General features: G+C 65.2%; 18 protein-coding genes. 12 read left to right on the top strand and 6 right to left on the bottom strand.

All coding sequences use genetic code 11. The annotated features are described in order from the left end of the window. Position 1 precedes the first annotated feature (1 nt). The gene (locus P9A16_RS24830; protein ID WP_023516671.1) at positions 2-1,015 is read right to left on the bottom strand and encodes an ABC transporter permease; all 1,014 of its coding nucleotides are present in this window, start codon (positions 1,013-1,015) and stop codon (positions 2-4) included. A gap of 184 nt (positions 1,016-1,199) precedes the next feature. On the opposite strand from P9A16_RS24830, the gene P9A16_RS24825 reads away from it, so the two are divergent. After that, positions 1,200-2,057 (top strand): IclR family transcriptional regulator, encoded by an 858-nt coding sequence (locus tag P9A16_RS24825; RefSeq protein ID WP_023516672.1) that lies wholly within the window; start codon positions 1,200-1,202, stop codon positions 2,055-2,057. Positions 2,058-2,081: 24 nt separating this feature from the next. Then, positions 2,082-3,371: an acetoin dehydrogenase dihydrolipoyllysine-residue acetyltransferase subunit gene (locus tag P9A16_RS24820; protein ID WP_024270632.1), complete on the top strand. Its 1,290-nt coding sequence runs from the start codon at positions 2,082-2,084 to the stop codon at positions 3,369-3,371. 3 nt (positions 3,372-3,374) lie between these two features. Here P9A16_RS24820 and P9A16_RS24815 read toward each other — a convergent pair whose 3' ends face one another. Genes P9A16_RS24815 through P9A16_RS24805 form a run of 3 tightly spaced genes read right to left on the bottom strand, consistent with a single transcriptional unit; the run spans position 3,375 to position 6,436 of the window. Continuing rightward, positions 3,375-4,034 (bottom strand): class II aldolase/adducin family protein, encoded by a 660-nt coding sequence (locus P9A16_RS24815; protein WP_037407448.1) that lies wholly within the window; start codon positions 4,032-4,034, stop codon positions 3,375-3,377. Then, positions 4,019-5,287, bottom strand: a complete 1,269-nt coding sequence (locus P9A16_RS24810) for a four-carbon acid sugar kinase family protein (RefSeq protein WP_024270633.1) — start codon at positions 5,285-5,287, stop codon at positions 4,019-4,021. The genes P9A16_RS24815 and P9A16_RS24810 overlap by 16 nt, the downstream gene beginning before the upstream one ends. A gap of 9 nt (positions 5,288-5,296) precedes the next feature. Further along, entirely contained in the window at positions 5,297-6,436 is a 1,140-nt protein-coding gene (locus P9A16_RS24805) for an acyl-CoA dehydrogenase family protein (protein WP_023517088.1), read from the bottom strand. A gap of 148 nt (positions 6,437-6,584) precedes the next feature. Between P9A16_RS24805 and P9A16_RS24800 the strand changes: the two genes are divergently transcribed. From P9A16_RS24800 to P9A16_RS24785, 4 genes are all read left to right on the top strand, one after another. After that, the gene (locus P9A16_RS24800) at positions 6,585-8,759 is read left to right on the top strand and encodes an alpha-ketoacid dehydrogenase subunit alpha/beta (RefSeq protein ID WP_278026006.1); all 2,175 of its coding nucleotides are present in this window, start codon (positions 6,585-6,587) and stop codon (positions 8,757-8,759) included. A gap of 45 nt (positions 8,760-8,804) precedes the next feature. Further along, entirely contained in the window at positions 8,805-10,403 is a 1,599-nt protein-coding gene (locus tag P9A16_RS24795) for an ABC transporter substrate-binding protein (RefSeq protein ID WP_023515889.1), read from the top strand. Between the two features lie 52 nt (positions 10,404-10,455). Then, positions 10,456-11,700 (top strand): aminotransferase class III-fold pyridoxal phosphate-dependent enzyme, encoded by a 1,245-nt coding sequence (locus P9A16_RS24790; RefSeq protein WP_023515890.1) that lies wholly within the window; start codon positions 10,456-10,458, stop codon positions 11,698-11,700. 78 nt (positions 11,701-11,778) lie between these two features. After that, entirely contained in the window at positions 11,779-12,753 is a 975-nt protein-coding gene (locus P9A16_RS24785; RefSeq protein WP_023516735.1) for an aminotransferase class IV, read from the top strand. A 37-nt stretch (positions 12,754-12,790) separates the two neighbouring features. On the opposite strand, the gene P9A16_RS24780 is transcribed toward P9A16_RS24785, so the two are convergent. Both P9A16_RS24780 and P9A16_RS24775 read right to left on the bottom strand, forming a co-directional pair. Then, on the bottom strand, positions 12,791-13,867 hold the full coding sequence (locus P9A16_RS24780; protein WP_023516736.1) for a sensor histidine kinase: 1,077 nt from the start codon (positions 13,865-13,867) through the stop codon (positions 12,791-12,793). 94 nt (positions 13,868-13,961) lie between these two features. Beyond that, entirely contained in the window at positions 13,962-15,197 is a 1,236-nt protein-coding gene (locus tag P9A16_RS24775) for an ROK family transcriptional regulator (protein WP_024270635.1), read from the bottom strand. A gap of 158 nt (positions 15,198-15,355) precedes the next feature. On the opposite strand from P9A16_RS24775, the gene P9A16_RS24770 reads away from it, so the two are divergent. From P9A16_RS24770 to P9A16_RS24745, 6 genes are all read left to right on the top strand, one after another. After that, a complete protein-coding gene (locus P9A16_RS24770; protein ID WP_023512903.1) occupies positions 15,356-16,921 on the top strand; it encodes an FGGY-family carbohydrate kinase in 1,566 nt (521 codons plus the stop codon). Between the two features lie 157 nt (positions 16,922-17,078). Next, positions 17,079-18,068 (top strand): substrate-binding domain-containing protein, encoded by a 990-nt coding sequence (locus P9A16_RS24765; RefSeq protein ID WP_023512902.1) that lies wholly within the window; start codon positions 17,079-17,081, stop codon positions 18,066-18,068. A 93-nt stretch (positions 18,069-18,161) separates the two neighbouring features. Further along, positions 18,162-19,148, top strand: coding sequence for an ABC transporter permease (locus tag P9A16_RS24760; RefSeq protein WP_023512901.1), 987 nt, complete (start codon positions 18,162-18,164; stop codon positions 19,146-19,148). After that, on the top strand, positions 19,148-19,915 hold the full coding sequence (locus tag P9A16_RS24755) for an ATP-binding cassette domain-containing protein (RefSeq protein ID WP_130518218.1): 768 nt from the start codon (positions 19,148-19,150) through the stop codon (positions 19,913-19,915). The genes P9A16_RS24760 and P9A16_RS24755 overlap by 1 nt, the downstream gene beginning before the upstream one ends. Before the next feature lie 23 nt (positions 19,916-19,938). Continuing rightward, positions 19,939-20,970 carry a hypothetical protein gene (locus P9A16_RS24750; RefSeq protein WP_023512899.1) on the top strand — a complete coding sequence of 344 codons (1,032 nt, stop codon included), beginning with the start codon at positions 19,939-19,941 and terminating at the stop codon, positions 20,968-20,970. Further along, positions 20,967-21,989 carry a carbohydrate kinase family protein gene (locus P9A16_RS24745; protein ID WP_023512898.1) on the top strand — a complete coding sequence of 341 codons (1,023 nt, stop codon included), beginning with the start codon at positions 20,967-20,969 and terminating at the stop codon, positions 21,987-21,989. Before P9A16_RS24750 ends, P9A16_RS24745 begins: the two co-directional genes overlap by 4 nt. Positions 21,990-22,054 lie beyond the last annotated feature (65 nt).

Below are 22,054 nucleotides of genomic sequence, written 5' to 3'. Positions count from 1 at the left end.
CTTACCCCAGGCGCACGCGCGGATTGGCGATGACATAGGCGATGTCGGTGATGAGGTTCGTCAGCAGGAAGACGACGCCTCCGACGATGGTCACACCGATGATGGCGGGAAAATCGAGACCGCGCGCCGCCTCCACCGCGTAGGACCCCATGCCCGGCCAGGAGAAGATCGTCTCGGTCAGTACGGCTCCTGTGAGCAGGTAGGCGAAGGAATAGCCGATGACGGTCAGCGTCGGCACCAGCGTGTTGCGTAGCGCATGGCGCACCACGACACGAAGCTCCCCCGCCCCCTTCGCACGCGCCGTCAGGATGAATTCCCGGTCCAGCACCTCCAGCATGTTGGCGCGCACCAGCCGCGATATGGTGCCTGCGACGGCCCAGCCGAGCACGAAGGCCGGCAGGATCAGATGCCACAGCGCGTCCAGAAAGAGCCTCACGTTCCCGGCGATCAGCGTGTCGATGGTCATGAAGCCGGTGACGGAGGCCGGAGGGGTTGCCCGCGGATCCAGCCGGCCGGGGCCGGGCAGGACGCCCCATTTGACCGAGAAGACATAAAGCAGCGCCAGTCCCAGCCAGAAGACGGGAATGGACGATCCGAACAGGGCGAAGAAACGCGCCGCATGGTCGATGACCGTATTGCGGAAATAGGCCGCCAGAACGCCCAGCGTGATACCGATCGCCGAGCCGATGACCATCGCGGCAAGAACGAGTTCCATCGTGGCCGGCAGGCGGAAGAACACGTCCTGCGCGACGGGCCGGCGTGTGATGAAGGAGGTGCCCATGTCGCCGGACAGAAGATTGCCGACATAGATGACGTAGCGTTCCGGCAGACTGCGATCGAGCCCCCAGCGCGCCTTTGCGGCGGCCACTGCCACCGGATCGTTCATCTGCCGGTCCGACACGATCGCCGTCAGCGGGTCGCCCTTCGTCACGGTCGTGAGCAGGAAGGCGAGCGTCACGATGCCGAGAACCAGGAAGGGCATCGCGACCAGGCGTCGCAGAATGTATCGTGTCACAAATCGCGTCCTTTAACCCGTGTGCCATCCCGTGCCGATCGGCGTATGGGGAGATCGATGCAGGCATTATTGACAACAGGCGAAGCGGACGTCAACATAAATGAAATTATATTCCATTTACGGCAGATCGACAGATCGCGAAAATCCGCTATGGCTCCAGCAGCGCTGACACGAAAGGCAAGACATGCGTAAACGGACCAAACCGGCAGACGGCAGCGAAGGCGCGGAGGGCGGGAATTCCGCCGCTTCGCTGACACGCGGGCTGGAAATCCTGCGATCGTTCACCGCCGACGACGCCACGCTCGGCAACCAGGACCTTATCGAACGGACGGGCTTGCCGAAAGCAACCGTCTCGCGCCTGACCTCGACGCTCGTCGGCCTCGGCTATCTCCACTACGACGACATGCTCGGCCGCTACAGCATCGGGCCCGCGACGGTGTCCCTCGGCTACTCGGCGCTCAGCTCCAGCGCCGTCATCCATATGGCAAGGCCCCTGATGCAGGAGCTGGCGGACCAGACCGGCGCAGCCGTGGCGCTCGGCACGCGCGACGGGCTGGAAATGGTCTATCTTGCCAATTGCCGCTCGATGAGCCCGGTTTCGCTGCGCCTCAATGTCGGCTCGCGCCTGCCGATCTACCGCACGGCCATGGGCCTTGCCTATCTTGCCGAAATGCAACCGGACATTCGCCAGTCCGTCGTCGGGCAACTGGTCGTGGCCGAGCCCGAAAGGGCCGAGGAACTCGACCGTCTTGTGACGAACGCAATCGAGGACTACCGGCGCGACGGGTTCATCAGCGCGTTCGGCAGCTGGCACAGTTACATCAATGCCGTCGGCGTCGCCTTCCGGCCGACGGATGGCTCGCCCCTCGTCGCCCTCACCTGCGGCGGGATTGTCGATATCCTGTCGCGCAACCATTGCCGGGAAACCGTCGGTCCCGGGCTGCTCCGGCTTACGCGCCGCCTGCGCGCGCGGCTTGCCGGGGAGCCCGATCCGTTCCCCACCTCGCAACGACCACCCACCTGGAAAACCTCGGCCGAATAGGCTCAAGCCTCAAGGGATCCCCCAATGCCCACCCATGTCGTCTATCCGAAGGTCAGTCTCGAAATGTCGAGCGGCCGTATCGCCCGCTGGCTTGTTGCAGAGGGCGAAACCGTTCGGCAGGGGCAGGTGCTTTTCGAGATCGACAACGACAAGGCCGCCGTCGAGGTCGAATCCCCTGCGTCCGGCGTCATTCACACCCTTGTTGAAAGCGAGATCGAGGTGGATGTCGGGGCGGATGTCGCCCGCATCTATGGCGATGGCGAGGCCTACGGCGGGATGGAAATACAGGAAGTCGAGACCGTGGAAGCCGTGACCGAGGCGAGCCGAGCCATTCTCTTGCCGGGCGCGCGGCGAAGCGGGCGCGGCCCCAACCCCACTCCCCTCGCCCGCCGCATCGCGCGCGAACATGGCATCGTGCTGGATGGCCTCACCGGTACCGGTCCGGGCGGGCGGATCCAGAAGACAGACGTCGTTGCGAGGGTCGGCGATGCCCGCCGGCCGGCAACAATCGAAATGCCCACCGTTCTGCCCGCGGTCCGAAAGGATGGCAGTCCTGCGCCGCTGAATGCGACCTGGCTGCGCAAGGGCGACGGCCTGCCTGTCGTGCTTCTCCATGGCTTCAGCGCGGACCTCAACAACTGGCGCGGCATGCTCGCCGGCGCGCGTGCGGACTGGCCGGCGCTGGCGATCGACCTTCCCGCGCACGGCCGCTCGCCGCATGCGATCCCCGACGACCTCGACCGGATGGCGGCAACCATCGAGGCGACCGTCGCGGCAGAGCATGACGGCCCGCTCGTGCTGGCCGGTCATTCCTTCGGCGGGGCGCTGGCGGCGCGGCTGGCAAGCCGCGGGCAGCTGGATATCCACGGTCTCTGCCTTGTCTCTCCCGCAGGCCTCGGGCCTGAGATCAACGGCGCCTTCGTTGCGGGCGTGTTGCGCGCGCGGCAGCAGGAGAGCCTGAAGCCCTGGCTCGACCTTCTGGTGCACGATGCCGCCGTCATCTCGCCGGCCTTCCTGCAGGCGGTGGTGCAGCAGCGTGACGACACGGGCCTGACGGCGGCGATGGGGGCCTTTGCCGAGCGGTTCTTCCCGGATGGAACGCAGTCGATCTCCATCCGTGACGATCTCGCTCGCCTGTCCCAGCCGGTACGCATCGTCTTCGGCCGGCAGGACCGTATTCTCCCCTTTAGTGCCACGGTGGGCCTTCCCGGCAATGTCGGCCTGCATGCCGTCGATGCGTGCGGGCACATGCCGCATCTCGAATATCCGGCGCTGGTAATGAAGATCCTCGGCGAAGTCCGCAGAAGCGGCTGACGGTCAGCGTTTCGCCTGCTGACCATAGGTGCCGTAGCGGGCGCGCACATCGACGAGTTCCGCCTGCGTCAGGAGAACGGGCTCTCCGATCGACCGGGCGAGCACGTATTGGCGCGCCAACGTTTCCAGCTTTTCCGCGCGCGCCAGAGCGGTCCCGACATCGGGGCCGATCGTGACTGCTCCGTGATTGGCCATCAGGCAGGCGGAGTAGGTCGTGCCCATGGCGGCGACCACCGTTTCCGCAAGCGCGGCACTGCCGAAGCAGGCGTAGTCCGCACAGGGTATCTCGCTGCCGCCGAAGCCGGCGACCATGTAGTGGAACAGCGGGATCGCCCGGCGCAGCGCAGCAAGGGCGACGCAGTGATCGGGGTGGGTGTGGACGACGGCGCCCGCATTCGTCGTGGCGTAGAGCCTGGCGTGAATGGCCCATTCCGAGGACGGCCGCCAGTCGCCGATCCAGGCCCCGTCGAGATCAACAGCGACGATCTGCTCGGGCGCAAGGGTGTCGGGCGCGATGCCTGTCGGCGTGATCAGCATCCCTTCGCCGTGTCGCAGACTGAAATTGCCGACCGTACCGCTGTTGAGGCCGATCGCCACCGATCGCCGGCTCGCCTCGACCAGGGCCATCCTCGCTGCCGCGTCGTTCGTCATCGTGCACTCCATTGGTTCATCGCCTCGACGGCTCTGAGCAGGATGTCGTCGGCGCCCAGCTTGCCGGGTTTGAGGTATAGCGAAAGGGGTACTGGCCCGGTGGAGACACAGAAGCCGGTTCCGAGCGGGCCATCCGGCAGGGCCCGAACGGCGGTAATGCCGAGCGCATCGACAACCGCGCCCGACGTTTCTCCGCCCGCGACGATAAATCGCCGGACGCCGCGATCGCACAACCTCTTCGCGATGGCGCCGAGGATGCGTTCTGCGCGGCGAGCTGCCTCCACGCGGCCAAAGGCGGCCTGTACGGCGGCAACACCTTCCGGTCCGGTTGCCGTTGATATGGCGAGGGGCGCCGTGCCGATCCGCCTCGCGGCCCAGTCGAGCGCTGTAGAGACAAGCCCCTCCTCCCCGGCCGGATCGAGCAGATCCAGCGACAGGCAGGGGTGCTCGGCTGAAAAAGCCGCAAGCTGCGCCAGGACGATCGGCCCGACGCTTCCGGCAAGCACGGCCGTGGGGCCATCGACATGCCGCGGTGCGGGCATCGTGCCTTGCCGCATGGCACGGCCGAGGCGGGTCGCATAGGCGATGATCAGGGGGTCGCTGGCGACGACGACGCGGTCCATCGATGCAGCGACCTCGGCCGCAGTCTCGACGTCGCCGTCATCGGTCGTATCGAGGAAGACGTGGCCCATTCCCTCGGCCGCGAAAGCCTCGATGGCGGTGCGTGCCGCATCGGTGCCACTGCGAAGGGCGGCATGGTTGAGGAGCGCGATCCGGTGCGGCGTCTGCCGCCCGAGGAAACGGACGAGATCGGGGTCGGACATCGGGGTCAGCGGGTCGAAGCGCTTGATCGATTCGGAAACGAGGCGGCCGCGATAGAACATGTAGCCCTGATGGACCGTTGTGCCGAAGCGGGGAAAGCCGGCGCTCATCAGCACCGGCCGCTGGCCTGCACGATCGGCGAGGTAGTCCGCCGCCGGGCCGATATTGCCGTCTTCGGTGGAATCGAACGTGGCGCAGGCCTTGTAGGCGACGCGCCTGCAGCCGGCCTGCAGAAACGCGTCGGTGAAGCGGCCCAGTTCGGCAAGCGCCTCCGCGACGGGCACCGTGCGCGTCCGCGTGCCGGCCATCACCACGGCCGCGGGCGGGATTTCGCCCTCGGGACGGAACAGTACGGGACAGTGGATACCGGCGCCTTCCAGATAGCCGGCGACCATGAGGGCGCCGGTAAAGTCGTCAGCGATGATTCCAAGGGCTCGCTGCATCGTCCGGCCTCAGGCGTTCAGCATTTCGCGGGCGATGATGAGCTGTTGGATCTGTGATGTGCCCTCGTAGAGCCGGAACAGCCGGACGTCGCGGTAGAAGTGCTCGACCGGATAGTCCTGCATGTAGCCGGCCCCTCCGTGGATCTGCACTGCACGGTCGGCGACCCGGCCGACCATTTCCGAACAGAACAGTTTCGCGCTCGCAGCCTGCTGGATGACGCGATCACCTGCATCGAACCGCCGCGCTGCTTCCAGCACCATTGCGCGTCCGGCAAAGGCCTCCGTGGAACTGTCGGCGAGCATGGCCTGGATGAGTTGGTGCTCGGCGATCGGCTTGCCGAACTGCACCCGCGCGCGCGCGAACCGCACGGCCTCGTCGCACAGCCGCTCCGCGGCGCCCACGCAGACGGCGGAGATATGCAGGCGGCCGCGGTTGAGCACCTTCATCGCGGTCTTGAAGCCAGCGCCTTCCACGCCACCGATGACGCTGTCGGCGGGGATGCGGCAATTGTCGAAGATGACGTCGCAGGTGCGGGTACCGCGCTGCCCCATCTTCCTGTCAATGGCGCCGAGGCTGAGGCCGGGGCTGTCCTTCGGCACCAGGAAGGCGGTCACGCCCGCAGGTCCCGGTCCGCCGGTGCGCGCCATGACGGTGAAGACATCGGCCACCGGGGCGTTCGTGATGTAGCGTTTCGTGCCGTTGAGGATGTAGTGGTTGCCGTCTCGCCGTGCCGTGGTCTTCACGGCGCCTGCATCCGAGCCGACGTCCGGTTCGGTGAGGGCGAAGGAGCCGATGGCCTCGCCCGTCGCCATGCGCGGCAGCCAGTACTGTTTCTGTGCTTCCGTGCCATCGACGATGACGCCCTGCGAGCCGATGCCGTTGTTCGTGCCGATGACGGAGCGGAAGGCGGGAGAGGCATAACCGAGCTCGAAAGCGACGAGCACCTCTTCCTCCATCGTCAGGCCGAGTCCGCCGTGTTCTTCCGGGATGGACATGCCGAAAAGGCCCAGCACCCGCATCTCCGCGATGATCTCGGGTGGGATGGCGTTTTCCTCCTCCACCCGGGCCTCCGCCGGCAGCAGCCGTTCGCGCACGAACCGGCGCACCATCTCAACCAGCGCGTTCAGCACATCGGCGTCCCGGATCATCGCATCTCTTCCTCTTTGGCGGCCCGTGAAAATTTCTGTTGCATCCAAAGGCTGGCACAGCTTAGTGTGCCGTTCAACAGAAATCGGAATTTATTTCCATAAACGGTAATCGAGCCCACTGCGGCTCCCTTGCGACCCGAGGACACGAATGGCACGCCAGATACCGCTCGCCCCTTCCGCGCCCTGGTTCCGGCTGGAACTGGACGAGGCGGACTGGAGCGAGGAACAGGCAAAAGACCTCGTCCACTGGTACGGCCAGATGCTGCTCATCCGCCGGTTCGAGGAAAAGCTGCTCGATCTGGAGAAGGCCGGGCTCATCCACGGCCCGGCCCATGCCAGCATCGGCCAGGAGGCCGGTGCGGTCGGCGCCATGGCTGCGCTCGGTACCGACGACAAGATCAACGGTACGCACCGCGCCCACCATCAGGTGTTGCTGAAGCTGCTCAATCCCTCGGTTCCCGATGGCTTCGACATCCGCAAGGACGCCTTCACGCCCGGCATGGACGAGGCGATCTACCGCTTCATGGCGGAGATCATGGGTTTGACCCCTGGCTATTGCGGCGGGCGGGGCGGCTCCATGCATATGCGTTTTGCTGGCGCTGGCGTCGTCGGCACCTCGGCGATCGTCGGCGGCAACCCACCCCATGCGGCGGGCTACGCGCTCGCCGACAAGATGCTTGGCCGCGACCATATCTCCGTTGCTTTCTTCGGCGACGGCGCGGCGCAGAACGGGGCGAGCTACGAGGCGATGAACATCGCAGCCGCGCAGGGTCTGCCGGTGATCTTCTTCATCGAGAACAACCTCTACGGCGTTTCCACGCACATTTCGGACGTGACGCGCGAGACGCGGCTGTCGTCCCGCGGCGCGATGCTCGGCATCGCCTCGATCGAATGCGATGGCATGGACGTCGTTGCCGTGTACCGCGCCATGGCGGAGGCACGCCGCATCATCCGCGAGACGGGCGGCCCTGTGGTGGTCGAAGCCCTCTGCTATCGCCATTTCCATCAGTCCGGCTCCCGCAGCGGCAGCGACTTCGGCTATCGCACGAAGGAAGAGGAAGCCGCATGGCGCGCGCGCGATCCCATCGCGCTTGCCGAAGCGCGCCTGACGGCGCTCGGCCTGCTCTCTCCGGAGGAGTTCGCCCAGATCGACGCGCTGGTGACGGATCGGGTCGCCGCCGCGGCCGGAAGGCTGACCGAACCGGTCCCCGGTGGAAACACGCTGCGCATTCCCGACAGCCTCTGGCCGGATCCGGCGACGCGCGACCATGGCATTCTGGGCAACCTTTCCGAACTCGCCGGAAAGCGTTTCCTCGACCACGACGACATGCGCCCCGACGCCGTCGAGAAGGTGAAGTTCGTTACTGCCGCCTCCGAGACGCTGGCTGCCGCGATGGCGCGCGATCCCCGCATCATCGTCATGGGCGAGGATGCGCACCAGATGCACGGCGGCGTCAGCGGCTTCACCAAGGGCGTTCTGGAACGCTGGCCAGAACGCGTCCTGCCGATGTCGATCGCCGAGAACGGCTTCACGGGCGTTGCCCTCGGCGCGGCGCTTAACGGCCTGCGACCGGTGGTCGAGATCATGTTCGGCGATTTCTGCTTCACCGCGGCCGACCAGATCGCCAATGGAGTCGGCAAGGTACGGCACATGTTCGGCGACGGTTTCCCCGTTCCGATCGTCATGCGCGTGCGCATCTCGCCCCACACCGGCTACGGCTCGCAGCATTCCGGCGATCCCTCGGCCCTTTTCGGCCTGTTCCCCGGCTGGCGCATCGTCACACCGTCGAACGCCTTCGACTATATCGGCCTCATGAATTCGGCGCTGGCCTGCGACGACCCCGTCGTCGTCTTCGAGCACACCGAACTCTACCAGAAGGAGTTCGAGGTGCCCGCCGGCGACCGGGACTTCTTCATTCCTTTCGGCACGGCGCGCGTCGTGCGGCCGGGAAGCGCCTGCACGGTTCTTGCGACCTCCGTGATGGTGCAGAACGCGATCCGGGCGGCTGAGGAGGCGGGCATCGATGCCGAGGTCATCGACCTGCGCAACATCGACCATCACGGCATCGACTGGCAGCGCATCGGCCAATCCATCGACAAAACGGGCCGGGTCGTCATCGCCGAGCAGACTGCACGCAGCCTGTCGATGGGCGGCACCTGGGCCGCCGAGATCCAGGAGCGTTTCTTCGACTGTCTCGACCACGAAATCCTGCGCGTGACCGGTGGGCTTGCCGCCCCCACGGTCTCGGCCGCTCTCAACCGCGCAGCGCTCGCAACAGTGGCCGACGTGCGGGACGCTTTGCTTCGAATTGCGGAAAAATAGTGGAACAGGGCATCCGCAGCCCGTCAAACTGGAGGTATCCAACCGATGAAACGACTTCTTCCATCGAAATCCAGACTGGCCTTTCTCTCGCTCGCCCTCTCCGCCACGATCCTGGGCGGGGCCACCTACCCGGCATTGGCCGAAGAGCGCGCTTTGGTGATCGCCCGTGACATGGACGTCAACTCGCTCGATCCGGCTCGCGCCTGGTGCGACACCTGCCAGATCTACAACACCTCCGTCTATGAGCAGCTCGTGACGCTCGACAAGGACAACAAGGTGCAACCGCTGATCGCCTCGAGCTGGGAGATCAACAAGGAACAGACCCAGCTGACCTTCAAGCTCGATCCGGCCGCAAAGTTCTCCGACGGCACGCCGGTCGAGGCCAAGGATGTGAAATGGTCGTTCGAGCGGCTGAAGAACATCAAGGGCAACGGCGCCTTCATCGCCGACCCCATCAGCTCGATCGACATTCCCGACGCGCAGACGGTCATCGTGAACCTCTCCGCGCCGAATTCGGAGTTCCTCAACCAGGCGGCTGCGGGCTTCCTCGGCATCATCAACAGCGATGTCGCCGCCGCCAATGGCGCGCTCTCGGATGCGACGGCGGTCGACAAGGACACGTCGGAAAACTGGTTCCTGAGCAACTCCGCCGGCAGCGGTCCCTTCGTCCTCGAATCCTACGAGCCGAATTCGGAACTGCGCCTGAAGCGCAACGACAACTACTGGCGCAAGGCCCCAACGATCCCGCAGGTCGTCTTCCGCCAGGTCAAGGATGCCGTGGCGCAGGCGCAGATGCTGCAGTCCGGCGCCGCCGATATCGCCATGCAGATCGACGCGGAAACCGCCAAGACGCTCGAAGGCAGCAATGTGGTGGTCGACAAGGTGCCGTCCTACAACTTTGTCTACATTGCGTTGTCGCCGGGTGCCAAGGCCAACACCGTCAAGCTGACGCCCGAGGTGCGCGAAGCCATCTCGATCGCCATCGACCGCACGTCGCTGATCGACTTTACCGTTGGCGGCGCCGGCCGCGCCATCGCAACGCCCATCCCACTCGGCTTCCCCGGCGGCGACAACCATGAGATCCCCGCCTACAATCCGGACCGCGCCAAGGAGCTGCTGGCAGCCGCTGGCATTGGTGACGGTTTCACGCTGAAGTCGATCTATCCGGACATGAACGTCTATGGCGTCGATTTTTCGCTGATGATGCAGAAGATCCAGCAGGATCTTGCCAAGGTGGGCATAACGGTCGAGCTGTCGCCGGTTCCCTTCGCCAACTGGCGCGAAGCCGCCAACGGCGACCATATCCCGCTGACCGCCGTCTTCTTCGCCCCGGACTTCTTCGGCACCTCGCAATATGTCGATGTCTTCGGCCTGTCGGAAGGTTCCGTCTGGGCCAAGCGGGCGGGCGGCGCGACCGATCCCTCGATCATCAGCACCGAAACCGGCAAGCTGCGTGAACAGGCGCTCGCCGCGCCGGCCGAGGAGGCGGAAAAACTCTGGTTCGAGGCCGGTGAGCAGATGGCCAAGGCCCGGATCATCATCCCGATGGTCAGCCCCGACCTCATCCTGGCGCACAGCCCGACCGTCAAGGGCGTTCGCTACAGCGCCTGCTGCAACCTGCCGCTCGCCGAAATCACGAACTGACCGAGCCATCGGGAGAGGCGAAATGCCTCTCCCGCCCAGGAGGACATACAAGATGACAGCGAAACTGCTGAACAGCCGCGATACGGAACTCGTCGAACGCGCCCAGCGCGTCGTGCCGAACGGCATGTGGGGACATATGGCGACCCGGGCTATCGCACCGGGCTATCCGCAATTTTTCTCGCGCTCGGACGGTTGCCGCGTCTGGGATGCGGATGGCAACGAATACATCGATTTCATGTGCGCCTGGGGGCCGAACGTGCTCGGCTATCGCCACCGGGACGTGGATGCCGCGGCTCTCGCGCGGATCGATGCGGGCGACGTCGGCAATGGTCCGACAGAGAGCATGGTGGAGCTGGCCGAACTGCTCGTCGATACGCTCGATCATGCCGACTGGACGCTTTTCCAGAAGAACGGCACGGATGCGACGACGGCCTGCGTCACCATTGCGCGTGCGGCTACCGGTCGCCGCAAGATTCTCGTCGCCCGCGGTGCCTATCACGGCGCCGTTCCGTGGTGCTCACCTTCGCTGCTCGGCGTGACGGCGGAAGACCGGGCCCATATCATCGTCTTCGACTATAACGATGCTGCAAGCCTCGATGCCGCGGTCAATGCTGCGGGCGATGATCTGGCGGCTATCCTGCTGACCGCCTTCCAGCATGATGTCGGCAAGGACCAGCACCTGCCGCAAGCCGCCTTCCTCGCTCATGCGCGCAAGATCTGCGACCGTACCGGCGCGGCCCTCATCCTCGACGACGTGCGCGCGGGCTTCCGCCTCGATGTTAGGGGCAGCTGGGCGCGCTACGGGGTCAAGCCCGACCTTGCGGCCTATTCGAAGGCCATCGCCAACGGCTGGCCGCTTGCCGCCGTGGCCGGTGCGGAACGCTTCCGGGAAGGCGCAGGCAAGGTCTTCGTCACAGGTTCGTTCTGGTACGGCTCGGCTGCCATGGCGGCCGCGGTCAAGACCGTCCAGATCCTGCGGGACAGCGACGCCCTTGCGCATACGGAGGCGATGGGTGAGCGTTTCCGGACCGGCCTCTCGGAAATTTCTGCCCGGCACGGCTTCACGCTGCGGCAGACCGGTCCGGTGCAGATGCCGATGGTGCTGTTCGACGGTGACCAGGAGCTGAAGATCGCCAACGCCTTCTGCCTGGCGGCCCTCAGACGCGGCATCTATCTGCATCCCAAGCACAACATGTTCCTGTGTGCCGCCCATACGCCCGGGGATATCGACCGGGCACTCGAGGCCGCGGACGGCGCCTTCCGCGACATCGTCTCGGCGGGCGTGCTCGCCGCCTGAACGCCGCCGCCCCGACCCTGCATGCCGCCTGTGGGCGGCGTGCACCGGCGTGTCACCCCTTTTTCGAGGAGGGCCATCATGTCCTATACGGACCACATTTTCGACGACTATCGCCTGCGCGTGAAAGCGCTCGAAGCGAGCGACAATCCATTCGCCAAGGGCATCGCCTATGTCGCAGGGGAATACGTCCCGCTGCACGAGGCACGCATTCCGATCCTCGACCAGGGTTTCCTGCATTCGGATCTGACCTACGACGTGCCGGCCGTCTGGAACGGCCGGTTCTTCCGGCTGGAGGATCATCTCGACCGTTTCGAAAAGAGCTGCGCCCAGTTGCGCCTCAAGAGCCCTCTGTCGCGGGAGGAAATCCGCGATCGGCTCGTCGAGATGACGGTAAAGAGCGGTATCCGCGATGCCTATGTCATGATGATCGTGACCCGCGGCCTGCGCTTCGTGCGCCAGTATGCGCCCGAGGAGTGCGACAATTTCTGCTATCTCATGGTCATGCCCTATCTCTGGGTCATGGACGAGGCGACGCAGAAGAACGGTGGCAGCGCGGTCATCACCCGTACGGTCCGCCGCGTGCCGCCGGGCGCCATCGACCCGACCGTCAAGAACCTGCAATGGGGCGATTTCACCCGCGGCCTGATGGAGGCGCGTGATCGCGGCGCGATGTACCCGATCCTGACCGATGGCGACGCGAACCTCACCGAAGGCTCGGGCTTCAATGTCATCCTGATCAAGGACGGCAAGCTCTACACGCCGAGAAAGGGCGTGCTGGAAGGCGTGACGCGCAAATCGGTGCTCGCGGTCGCCGAGAAGCTCGGATACCCCTACACGATCGACGATGTGCCGGTGGAACTCGCCTACCAGTGCGACGAGATCCTCTTCGTCACGACGGCCGGCGGCGTTATGCCGATCACCACGCTTGATGGCCAACTGGTCGGTGACGGCCAGGTCGGCCCCATCAGCAAGGCCCTCTGGAAGGGCTACTGGGACGCCCATGCAGATCCGGAGCTGAGTTTCGCGGTCGAAGACTATCGCGCTGGCGGCTGACCCCCTGTCCTGTGGCAAGCCGGGATGCCTGGCAGGATCAGCCCGTTCTGAACGGCATTGTGAGCGATGCCCGGAACCGCCCGGGCGCGACAGGCCTTGCAGCCAGGAAAGCGCCGGCGGGAAAGTGGGTTTTGACGCGATGGGCAACATTGGCAAGGCCGATGCCGAGGCCAACTTTGCCAGTTGCGGCGGCTGCGACGTCGTTTTCCACCGACACGCAGAGCATCGATCCTGTCCTGACCGCGCTGACATGAATCTCGGCCCTGCCGGTCGAGGAGCCGACGCCATGTTTCACGGCGTTTTCGATCAGAGGCTGCAAGATCAGGCTGGGAACCATGGCGTCGTTGAGTTCGGCCGGAATGTCGATGCGGACGGTCATCCGGTCTGAGAACCGCTCCTTCTCGATGTCGAGATACTCCTTCTGAAGGGCCATTTCATCGGCGAGCCGCAATTCCCGCAAAGGGTCGAGCTGCAATGTCGAGCGGAGGAAGGCCGAGAGCGACATGATCATCCGCTCGGCGCGCTGCGAGGCGCCTTCTTCGACGAGGCCGGTAATCGAGTTGAGCGTGTTGAAGAGAAAGTGCGGGTTTATCTGGTAGTGCAGCGCGCGCATCTGTGCGGCGAGAGCTTCCTCCCGCGAGGCCATCAGCTTCAGGTCCCGGTCGCGCACGTCGATAAGGTTGAGCAGCGCGACGAAGAGAAACGACCAGCCGAAGAAGATCGACATGCGGTAGCAGACCGCATAGCCGTATTCCCTGAGATCGAACGGCGTCGCGGCCGGCAGCATGATCAGACTGTAGAGGTAGTAGTCGAGCAGCGACATGCCGAGGGAGCTGAAAAGCGAGAGGAGCAGGCACGCGAGAAGCTGCACGCTGTAGGGTTGCCGCCGGATGCGGCTGAGCAGATAGGCGAAAAGGATCGCCAGCAGGACAAAAACCACCTCGAGGACGAGTTTTCCCAGGATGGGTTTGATCGGGTTGTCGCCGATGGAAAACCATGTGGGGCTGCTGATCAGGAACTCGGCCGCGGCATAGATGAGGGCAAGGCGCACGGTTAGCGCAGGCAACCCGGCGCCGTCCAGAATGCCGGCGGAAGGGACGGAGATCTCTTTCATGCATAACCCTGTCACGTTCGGTCCGCGGGTCTGTCCGGCTCAGGCTTAGTCCGTCGGGTCAGTTGGGGCGAGCGATTTCAGGCGCCGGCGCCTGTCAGGCGGATTGCCGTCGCGCGGCCGGCCTTTGCCGGACGGTGTTGTAGCGCTCCAGCAGGCGATCGGCCTTTACCGGCGCAAAAAGATCGTCCAGCAGCAGATGCGCTGCACCGAAAAGCGCGCCATCCTCGCGCACGGTGGAGAGCACGATGGAGAGATCGCGGGTCGCGAGCGGCAGACAGCGTTGGTAGACGAGCTCGCGGATGCCTGAAAGCATCAGGTCTCCGCCGCGTGCCAGAGTGCCGCCTATTACGATGAGACTCGGATTGATGATGCTGACGACGTCGGAAATGACTTCGCCAATCGTGCGGCCGGCGGCGCGCAGCAGCATCAGGGCCTCGGGTTTACGCTGTTCGACGAGGTCGATCACGTCGCGGGCGGTCTCGGCGCGAAAACCGCGAGCCGAGAGGTCTCGGGCGATCGCCCAGCCGGCGGCGCGCGCCTCCACGCAGCCGAATTTGCCGCAGCGGCAGAGCGGTGCGTCTTCGGAGAGGAACTGGATGTGGCCGATATCGCCGGCCGCGCCCTGCGCTCCGCGAAACAGCCGCCCGCCGGCAATCATGCCGCTGCCCATGCCGGTCCCGACTTTCACGAAGAGCATGTCGTCCACCGTGGGGAAGCGGCGTTTGTGTTCGCAGATCGTCATGAGGTTCACGTCGTTCTCGACGTAAACGGGCACGTCGAAGCGCGTGTTGAGGTGCCCGATGATGTCGAACTCGTCCCAGCCGGGCAGGACCGAGGGGCCGACGACGCAGCCACGCTTGAAATCGATGGGTGTCGGCAGGCTGAGGCTGATGCCGAGAAAGAAGCCGTGCGTCTCCTTGGCTTCCGAGGCCAGGGCGTCGAAAGCGTCGCCGATCTGCGCCAGTGTCGCCTCCGGGCCGCTCGCGACGGAAAAGGGCAATGTCGTCTGGGCGAGGATCGACGGCGTCAGGTCCATGGCGGCGAGGTGGATATGCGTTTCGCCGATATTGGCGACGAGGAGAAAGCCGCCCGCCGCGTTGATTGCCAGCACCCGGGTCGGTCTGCCGCCGCTCGGCAGGGTCTTTTCCGTTTCGCGAACGAGGCCGCTGGCGAGCAGCGCGTTGAGCCGCTGTGTCACCGTCACGCGGGAGAGGCCCGAAGCGGCGAGAAGCTCGGCCCGCGAAGCAGCACCGCCGCTGGCGATCAGCGACAGGATGCCGCCCGCGCCGTCAAGCGCTGGTCTGTCGTGCCCGTCGTCCGTGCGCGCCATGCAAAACTCCTGTTTCCCGACCGGTTTAGCGACAAAGGTGCATGAGATAAAGCACGGAGTTTTTCTGTCGCGCGGACTTATGTAAGATAATATACATAAGATTGCTATTTATGTATGCATTTGTGTATATGGGGCATCACCGTTTGGAGAGGCGCCGCGTGACCACCTATCTCATCGGACTGGACTACGGATCGGAATCGGCGCGGGGCGTGCTGGTGGAGGTCGAAAGTGGGCGACAGGTGGCGCAGCACGTCCATCCCTATCGGCACGGCATCATGACACGGCAGCTGCCGGGCGGAACGCCGCTGCCACCGGATTTCGCGCTGCAGAATGCCGAGGATTTTACAGAGGCTGCCTTCGAGATTCTTTCCCGGCTCGGGCGGGGGCGCACCGTCGCGGGGGTCGGCCTTGGCTTTACCGCGAGCTCGCCCCTGCCCGCCCGGGCCGATGGCGTGCCGCTCTCACGTCTCCATCCCGACGCGCCGCACGCCTATGTCAAGCTGTGGAAGCACAATGCGCAAACCTATGCCGATGCGATCAATGCTCGTCCGGGCCCGTTTCTCGCCAATTTCGGCGGGCGGGTTTCCGGTGAATGGCTGCTGGCGAAAGCGGCTCAGATCGCCGCGGAGGCGCCGATGCTCTGGGCGGAGACGGACCGCTTCATCGAGGGTGGTGACTGGCTCGCCTGGCAGTTGACGGGACGGGAGGCCCGCGGTCTCGGGTTCGCCGCCTACAAGGCGCAGTTTTCCGCCGCGGCCGGCTATCCGCAGGGCGTTGTGGCGGACCTTGACCGGCGGCTGGCGACGCCGCTCCCCGTCGGTTCGCCCGCCGGGCCACTTTCGCCGCAATGGCGGGATCTGACCGGGATCGAAGGGCCGGCAATCGTCGCCGTCGCGGTCATCGATTCCCATGTCATGCTGCCGGCGATCGGCGGTGTGACGCCCGGCGCCTTCGTCGGGGCGCTCGGCACTTCGGCTGCCTACCTCTATCTCAGCGACGTCTACCGGCCTTTGCCGCCGGGCATCGAGGGCGTCGCCTTCGACGGCTCCATGCGCCAGCTCTGGTGCTACGAGGCTGGCCAGCCCAGTTTCGGCGACACGCTTGCCTGGTTCGTGCGCGCTTTTCCCCGTGGGGCGGACAGAGAGGACAGCTTTCGCATCTACAACGCCGAGGCGGCGGAACTCCCGCCGGTGGCGGGGCGGCTCGTCGCGCTCGATTGGCTCGGCGGCAACCGCGTTCCCTATGCGGATGGCGCGCTTTCCGGGCTTCTTGCGGGCCTGACGCGGGAGACGACAGCGGCGGAAATCTACCTCGCGCTGATGGAAAGCCTCTGTTTCGGCGCGCGGGCGATCTACGACCTATTTCCCGCCGGCGGGCTGCCGGCCGAGCGCGTGCTGATGGCGAGCGGTCTCGCCCGGGCCAATCCCCTGCTGATCCAGATCATGGCCGATGTGCTCGACCGTCCTGTCGAGGTGCCTGAAATCGCCAATGCCACCGCCGTCGGTGCGGTGATCCATGGCGCGGTGGCGGCCGGAACCGTTGCCACTTACGCCGAAGGCGCGGAGCGGTTTGGTGCGCAGAGCGTCGGTCAGGTCTTGCCCCGCGCCGCTCACGCCCGGCGCTATCAGAAGGCCTATGAGATCTACCAGCGGCTGGCGGCTGGCGATGAGGTGCATGCAGGGCTTCGGGCCCTGCGGGGGATGGAAACCAGCCCGTTGGTGTGACGAAATTATTTTTGGATAAAAATATACAAAAGATACATAATTGGCATTTGACTTTATCCAAAAGAGATGACCTAATCCCCTTGGCCTTTGAGGAGAGGTCATGCCCGCCAGAAGAGCCGGAAGGGCTCTGCGGCGCCGTTGGATCTGGGAGGATTTCATGTCGCTTCATCGCATTCGCGCATCCGCATATTCCGCCGCCGCCTTGGCGCTCGGCCTCGCCCTCGGCGCAGGTGCCGCAAACGCCCAGGAGGTCATTGTCGGTCTCGTCACGAAAACCGAGGTCAATCCGTTCTTCGTCAAGATGCGTCAGGCCGCCGAGGCCCGCGCTACGGAAAAGGGCGTCAAGCTGATCGCCCGCGCCGGCAAGTTCGACGGCGACAACGAAGGGCAGGTCGCTGCGATCGAGGACCTGATCAGCGCCGGAGCCAAGGGCATCCTGGTCACGCCGAACAACTCGTCGGGCATGCTCGACGTCATCAAGAAAGCCCGCGAGGCCGGCGTGCTGGTCATTGCGCTCGACACGGCGACGGATCCGGCCGACGCCGTCGACGCCACCTTCGCCACGGACAATTTCGAGGCCGGCGTGCAGCAGGGCGCCTATGCCCGCAAGGCGATGGGTGACAAGAAGGCCGTCGTCGCCATGCTTGACGGCACGCCGGGCGGCACGGTCGATACCTTCCGCCATGACGGCTACCTGAAGGGCTTCGGCATCGCCGAGGGCGACCCATCGATCGCGGGCGCGGCCATCACCAACGGCGCGCAGGACAAGGGCCAGGTCGGCATGGAGAACCTGCTCTCCAAGAACGGCGAGATCAATGCGGTCTACACGATCAACGAACCGGCTGCGGCCGGTGCCTATGCAGCGCTGAAATCCTTCGGCAAGGAAGCCGATGTGATGCTCACCTCGATCGACGGTGGCTGCGCCGGCGTGCGCGACGTGAAGGACGGCAAGATCGCCGCGACCGTCATGCAGTTCCCCTACAAGATGGCTTCCATGGGCGTCGATGCTGTCGTGGAGTACGCAGCCTCCGGCAAGAAGCCGAGCGGTTTCGTCAACACCGGCTCCTTCCTGATCACCGACAAGCCCGTCGAGGGCCTGGAATCGAAGGACACGGCCTGGGGGCTTGAAAATTGCTGGGGTGACTGATCTTCTTTCTCCCGGCGGGACCGCGCGCGGCCGAGCGTCGCCGCGGGCCTGACCGGGTGATCGGCCGCGCAAAACCTGATGCACGGGATGCCCATGAATACAGCCACCGTTTCCGACGCCGAGACGCCGCGGAGCCTGAAGGCCCGCATCCTGGGAACGCCCTCGGTGGGGCCGCTTCTGGTCCTTCTCGGCTTCTGCGTGATCTTCGCGCTGACCAATCCCCGTTTTCTCGCCACGCACAATCTGTCGATCATCCTGCAGCAGACCGTCATCATCGGCGTTCTCGCGATCGGCCAGACGCTGGTGATCTTGACCGCGGGCATCGACCTTGCGGTCGGCGCCATCTGTGTGCTCGGCACCATTGTCGCCGGTAAACTGGTCAATCTCGGCTATGACCCCGTGCTCTCCATGGGGTTTGCCATTCTGCTCTGCACGGCTGCCGGTCTTGCGGCGGGTGGTCTCGTTTCCGGCCTCAGGCTCCCGCCCTTCATCGTCACGCTCGGTATTTTGGGCATCCTGACGGCAGCGCTGCGGCTGATCTCCGAAGGCGGCGCCTTTCCGGTGCGCGATCCCTTCCTCGCCTGGACGGGCAACACGATGAAGCTCGGTGGCTTCGTGCTGACCTATGGCGTGCTGATCATGTTCACCCTTTACGCCGTGGTTTGGTATCTCCTGAACCAGACGAAATGGGGTCGCCATACCTACGCCATCGGCAACAATGCGGAGGCTGCCCGCCTCGTCGGCATTCCGGTGCGCCGCCACCTGCTCTCGGTCTACGTGCTCGCCGGCCTGATCTACGGCATCGCCGCCTGGCTGGCGCTCGGGCGTATCCCCAATGCCGATCCGAACGCCATGCAGAGCGCCAATCTCGATTCCATCACCGCCGTGGTGATCGGCGGCACCAGCCTGTTCGGCGGCCGCGGCGGCCTCATCGGGACATTGATCGGCGCGCTCATCGTCGGGGTTCTGCGCAACGGCCTGACGCTCGCCGGCATCGACCCGCTCTGGCAGGACCTCGTGACCGGCATCCTCGTCATCATCGCCGTCGCGCTCGACCAGATGTCCCGGAGGAAGAGCTGATGGCCGACGCCGTTCCGCATGTGGTTCTCGAAGCGCGCAACGTCGTGAAGACCTACGGCCATGTCACCGCGCTTGACGGCGTTGACTTCGAACTTCGCGCCGGCGAGATCCTTGCCGTCGTCGGCGACAATGGCGCCGGTAAGTCGACGTTGATCAAGACGCTGACCGGGGCCGTGCGCCCGACCAGCGGTGACATCCTGCTCGACGGCGCGCCGGTGCATTTCAAGGGGCCGCTGGATGCGCGCCACGCCGGTATCGAGACGGTCTACCAGGATCTCGCCGTCGCGCCTGCCCTCGACATCGCCGCCAACCTCTTCCTTGGCCGCGAGCTGCGCGCGCCGGGCCTGCTTGGCGGTCTCTTCCGCCGTCTCGACAAGACGCGCATGCGTGAAGAAGCCCGCCGCGCCATGGGCGAACTGAAGTTCCGCCTGCCGGCGATCGACAATCCGGTGGAGTCGCTGTCGGGTGGCCAGCGGCAGGGTGTCGCCGTCGCGCGCGCCGCGCTCTTCGCCCGCAAGCTCGTCATCATGGACGAGCCGACGGCGGCGCTCGGCGTGCGCGAGACGGGCCAGGTGCTGGAGCTGATCCGCTCGATCCGCGATCGCGGCCTGCCGGTCGTTCTCATCAGTCATAACATGCCGAACGTCTTCGACATCGCCGACCGCATCCACATCATGCGCCTTGGCCGGCGCGCGGCCGTCGTCACCCCCAAGACACACACCATGAACGACGTCGTCGCCATCATGACCGGCGCGGCGGCCGCCTGACCCTGTCCCGAACGGAGCAAGACATGTATCGCCTCGACCAGAAGCTCGCCCGCATCCGCGCCGGAAACTACACCCGCAGCGATTTCATCATCGCCGACGCGAAGGACGGCGACATGGGGCCCTCCATCACCTCCTGCGGTCCGAAGCGGGCGAAGGACGGCAGCTGGTCGCGCCACTACACCCGCGCGGAATTCCTGGAGAACATCCGCGCCGTCGTCGAGCAGGATATCGTCGACATCATGCTGACCTCCGCCTCCAACATGGAGGCGCTGACAGACATGGGCGTGTACCGGGGAAGCGCCGTCAAGCCGGCGATCCGCGCCAACGACACGACCGACGTCTGGGTCTGCCGGGGTGCGGCCTATTCGAAGCAGCCCTCGCGCCCCTTCCGGACGGCCTCGCTCTCGCGCGTCGCCACCGGCACGATCGATCCCGCGCCGGGTGCGCAGATTACCGGCACGGACCTCGGCCTCTACTCCATCACCTTCAACAACGATCTTGAGCACGACTACCAGTCGCTGGAAGCCTTCCACTGGTTCCGCGAGGACGCGGCACGCAACAACTTCAAATACTTCCTTGAGGTCTTCAATCCCAACGTGGATTGCGGCGTCGACCCTGAAGTGGTTCCCCACTATGTCAACGACGTGATGATGCGCTGCCTTGCCGGTGTTACCAAGGTGGACCGGCCGCAGTTCCTCAAAATCCCGTTCAACGGGGCCAAGGCGCTGGACGAGCTCGCCTCCTACGATCCAAGCGTCATCGTCGGGGTTCTCGGCGGTGGCGCTGGCACGACGCGTGATTGCTTCGAGCTTCTCCACCAGGCCGAGCGGTTCGGCGCGCGCGTCGCGCTGTTCGGGCGCAAGATCAACCTCGCCGAAGACCCGCTGGCCATGGTGCGCTTCATGCGCGAGGTAGCATCCGGCACGATTGCGCCTTCGGAGGCGGTGAAGGCCTATCACGCAAGCCTTTCCAAGGACGGGATCAAGCCGTTGCGCGAGCTCGCCAACGATAACGTCGTCACGGAAGCTGTGCTCAAGCCGGAACAGAGCAGATGACGGGCGGACGGCGAGGCATCCTGACGGGTGGGACGTGGTGTGCGGATTACAACCGCACGGTCAGCCACTGGCCGGGTGAGGACGGCCTTGCCGAGCTTTTCGAGGAGGAGCGTCACGGCGGCGGCTCCAGCTGCAATCTAGCGCTTGACGTCAAGCGGCTCGATCCGTCGATCCCCGTCGAGACGATCGGCCTCGTCGGGGATGATGACGATGGCCGCTATCTGCGCAAGACGGCTGCGGCAGCGGGGATCGACACGCGCCAGATGACGGTGACGCCGGATGCCGCCACGCAGTTCTGCGACGCCTATGTCTCGCTGCGCTCGCACCGGCGTACCCATATATTCCATGCCGGAACCGGCGCGCAGCTGACGCCCGATCACTTCGATTTTTCCCAGACGCGTATGCGCTACCTGCATCTCGGCCTGCCGGGCGTGCACCGCATTCTCGACGCGCCCTGGCAAGGCGAGCCGAACGGATGGGTGGCGGTGCTGAAGAATGCGCGCGCGGCGGGGCTTCAGACAAATCTGGAGCTGGCGAGCATCGACCGTGGTCTGATGGCCCGGCTTGTCGCGCCTTGCCTGCCGCATCTCGATCTCCTCATCGTCAATGACATGGAAATCGGTGCCATCGCCGGTGTCGAGACCATCCTGGACGGCACTTCGGACAAGGACGCGTGCCTTCGCGCGGCGCGCATGGTGCTGGAACGGGGGGCGATGGGGCTCGTCACGGTACACTGCCCGGCTTTTGCCATTGCCGTCACCCGTGACGGGGATAGTGCGGTCGCGCCCTCCGTCGCCATCCCTGAAGTGGAGATTAAGGGCGCGAACGGGGCGGGCGACGCCTTTGCTGCCGGCATGCTCTACGGTCTTCACGAGGGGTGGCCCCTTGCCCAGTGCCTCGAACTCGCTCACGCCGCCGCCGCCGTCTCGCTGCGCAGCGTGTCGACGACGGGAGCCATGCTTTTCTGGCGCGAATGCCTGTCCCTTGCTCAGAAATGGGGGCCAAGGAGGGACATCTGAAATGTTGCCCGGAACGGTTCAGTATTCGAGCAGGCACATTTCTCTTGCCGATTGCTTGATCGGTG

It is taken from the genome of Shinella sp. 838, assembly GCF_029623935.1.
GTDB lineage: Bacteria > Pseudomonadota > Alphaproteobacteria > Rhizobiales > Rhizobiaceae > Shinella.
This window is presented reverse-complemented; position numbering and strand designations above follow the sequence as displayed.

What these genes read in the sequence shown, in the direction of transcription:
- P9A16_RS24825 (WP_023516672.1), top strand. Translation starts at nt 1,200, where the DNA reads ATGCGTAAACGGACCAAACCGGCAGACGGCAGCGAAGGCGCGGAGGGC.
- P9A16_RS24820 (WP_024270632.1), top strand. Translation starts at nt 2,082, where the DNA reads ATGCCCACCCATGTCGTCTATCCGAAGGTCAGTCTCGAAATGTCGAGC.
- P9A16_RS24815 (WP_037407448.1), bottom strand. Translation starts at nt 4,034, where the DNA reads ATGGAGTGCACGATGACGAACGACGCGGCAGCGAGGATGGCCCTGGTC.
- P9A16_RS24810 (WP_024270633.1), bottom strand. Translation starts at nt 5,287, where the DNA reads ATGCAGCGAGCCCTTGGAATCATCGCTGACGACTTTACCGGCGCCCTC.
- P9A16_RS24805 (WP_023517088.1), bottom strand. Translation starts at nt 6,436, where the DNA reads ATGATCCGGGACGCCGATGTGCTGAACGCGCTGGTTGAGATGGTGCGC.
- P9A16_RS24800 (WP_278026006.1), top strand. Translation starts at nt 6,585, where the DNA reads ATGGCACGCCAGATACCGCTCGCCCCTTCCGCGCCCTGGTTCCGGCTG.
- P9A16_RS24795 (WP_023515889.1), top strand. Translation starts at nt 8,805, where the DNA reads ATGAAACGACTTCTTCCATCGAAATCCAGACTGGCCTTTCTCTCGCTC.
- P9A16_RS24790 (WP_023515890.1), top strand. Translation starts at nt 10,456, where the DNA reads ATGACAGCGAAACTGCTGAACAGCCGCGATACGGAACTCGTCGAACGC.
- P9A16_RS24785 (WP_023516735.1), top strand. Translation starts at nt 11,779, where the DNA reads ATGTCCTATACGGACCACATTTTCGACGACTATCGCCTGCGCGTGAAA.
- P9A16_RS24780 (WP_023516736.1), bottom strand. Translation starts at nt 13,867, where the DNA reads ATGAAAGAGATCTCCGTCCCTTCCGCCGGCATTCTGGACGGCGCCGGG.
- P9A16_RS24775 (WP_024270635.1), bottom strand. Translation starts at nt 15,197, where the DNA reads ATGGCGCGCACGGACGACGGGCACGACAGACCAGCGCTTGACGGCGCG.
- P9A16_RS24765 (WP_023512902.1), top strand. Translation starts at nt 17,079, where the DNA reads ATGTCGCTTCATCGCATTCGCGCATCCGCATATTCCGCCGCCGCCTTG.
- P9A16_RS24760 (WP_023512901.1), top strand. Translation starts at nt 18,162, where the DNA reads ATGAATACAGCCACCGTTTCCGACGCCGAGACGCCGCGGAGCCTGAAG.
- P9A16_RS24755 (WP_130518218.1), top strand. Translation starts at nt 19,148, where the DNA reads ATGGCCGACGCCGTTCCGCATGTGGTTCTCGAAGCGCGCAACGTCGTG.
- P9A16_RS24750 (WP_023512899.1), top strand. Translation starts at nt 19,939, where the DNA reads ATGTATCGCCTCGACCAGAAGCTCGCCCGCATCCGCGCCGGAAACTAC.
- P9A16_RS24745 (WP_023512898.1), top strand. Translation starts at nt 20,967, where the DNA reads ATGACGGGCGGACGGCGAGGCATCCTGACGGGTGGGACGTGGTGTGCG.